Source organism: Oleiphilus sp. HI0123 (assembly GCF_001635315.1).
Map to the genome: position 1 here is coordinate 1 of NZ_LWGE01001548.1, position 2,028 is coordinate 2,028.

Here is a 2,028-nt window from a genome sequence, read left to right on the forward strand (position 1 = left end):
CGATACCATCTTTATCACTGTCCAGCTCGGCGATCAGTCTTAAGGCGGCTTTGTTTTTTCCCTGATCTTCAAAGGCCTGTCCGTAAAAGTTTAAAGGTGTACCGCCACCTTCTTTGTGGCAAGCGTGACAAGATGGCGTATAGCCATAGTGCTGCTTGTATTGACGCGCAAAGGCAGGCATCGCGTAAATGTTTGCGGCATTCAATATCAAAACCAAGGCGAGCGATAGCTGTATGGCCTTTTTCAACATCGCTACTTGAAGTATGTGCATTGATAATATTCTCTCGATTATTCCACGATAGTGATTAGTATAGATTAAAAGCTAAACAAGCTTGGCACCGTGTCTCGCATCAGCTGTAATTCATCACCCTCTTTCCCTTCGTCACTCAAAGCCTCGACAAGCATTTTATACTGCACAGAATCTCTTGGCGGCATTAAGGTACTTTCCTTATCAGTATTCTGATAACGCTCCCAGTCCAGAACGTCTCGAATTTCTGCTTTATCTTTGATCTTATCAAGCACAATTTGCTCGTTATCACCTGACATAAAATCAAGGCGCTTAGCAGGGTTACCTCGATGACAAGTGAAGCAATACTGCTCAAACAACTTAAGTTCTTGATATTCGTTTATCTCTAACTTAGGCGCGCTACTCACTCGTGGCAAAGACATGTCAGATGTATCTAAACAACAATACTGAAGATCCTTAGCTAATAAAGCCTTCATAGTTGCCACCCGAGAAAAAGGCTTTGCTTCAAAGAATTCAACCGGTAAGTCAGAAACTCTTTGCAAGATGGCGTCTATCTTGTAGCTATAGTGAGCGTTGAGTGTTTTCAAATCTGAGTCAGTGAAGAAACTGGCGATACCATAGACACCATCGATATCCGATTTACTTAGCGTTTGTTTTGGCTCCCGCTTCGTTAATGGGTCCTGCCTTGGTGGCAGAGGTGGTAGCTTTTCAAACGCATTGAGATCTTCATTGTCTTTGGCGCCGTCACCAAAGCTAATATCAGGAGTAAGGGTTGCGTATAGCCACTCGGTAAAGGTGTTTGACTCACCACTTGGGTCTCGATTAGCCAAGTCGGATTGTGGCACCTTAATGCCCGTCTCGGGATAAGTATTCGCCCAGAGCTTGAGTAAGGTATTCACCTCTTTACTCATTGAATCAAACAAGCCTGGCTGATCTGCGTAACGTAGAGCGAGTGACAATAGTGCACGTCGACACTCATTGCCTTCGACTCCACAAGCATCTAGCCATACGCGCTGGCTAGCTACATGAAAATTTCCAACATCAGTGAGTTCATCAAAACGCTCAGGCGTAGCCAGCGGTTGTTCAATGTCTACCCCCCAATAAGGCTCGTTACCTCTGGCCGCCTGTATACGTTTAGCAACACTTAACTGTCCATTGGTTTCTTGCCAAGGGCGCTGCGAGAAAATAGGCCCGCCCCCTTGGTGGCAGGTCAGGCAGATCGCTCGACGAGTATAGACAATTCTTGGCACACACCCTTCACAATAATTTTGCACCAGCTGAAACTCAAACCGCCCTGCGCCTTCATTGTAGCTAAGCACCTCTATTTCATTTGCCCCTTCGACTAGCGCAACAAAAAGCTGGCCTTGGGTATTCATACCCAAACCCGCTGGGGTGTTTTCTTCCTGAAAGTCTGGCGCAATCAGTATTCGAGGTAAATGATGATCAGCTTGGCCTTTTAGCAGTGAACGGCCATCAGGAATCAGCAATGACAGCGGCGCTTCACCTTCAGGGTGCTGGCTCTGCAAGAGCTTGATCATTTCAGTAAAAGGGTAAGGCAAGCCATCATTCTGCGCGATTATATGGTCGAACAAAGAACGGGTTCCCTCAGGAGGGAGGTCTGTATCAGGTATCAGCTGACTATGCAGAGACGACTCTTCTACACCATCAAGAGATTGAGTGAGTTCAGAAATAGACGGATTATCAGCGTGATTGATAGACCAATATGTAATGCCAATAGCGAGCATACACAACAGGACTAACGCACTTATTGCTCTAGATAG

General features: G+C 46.0%; 2 protein-coding genes. Both read right to left on the reverse strand.

Annotation, left to right across the window (positions count from 1 at the left end; genetic code table 11):
• A partial coding sequence (locus tag A3761_RS20715; protein WP_156491995.1) for a hypothetical protein occupies nt 1-271 on the reverse strand: 271 nt, incomplete at its 3' end.
• 44 nt (nt 272-315) lie between these two features.
• Nucleotides 316-2,028 (reverse strand): hypothetical protein (locus tag A3761_RS28010; protein WP_197473150.1); only part of this gene is annotated, 1,713 nt, incomplete at its 5' end.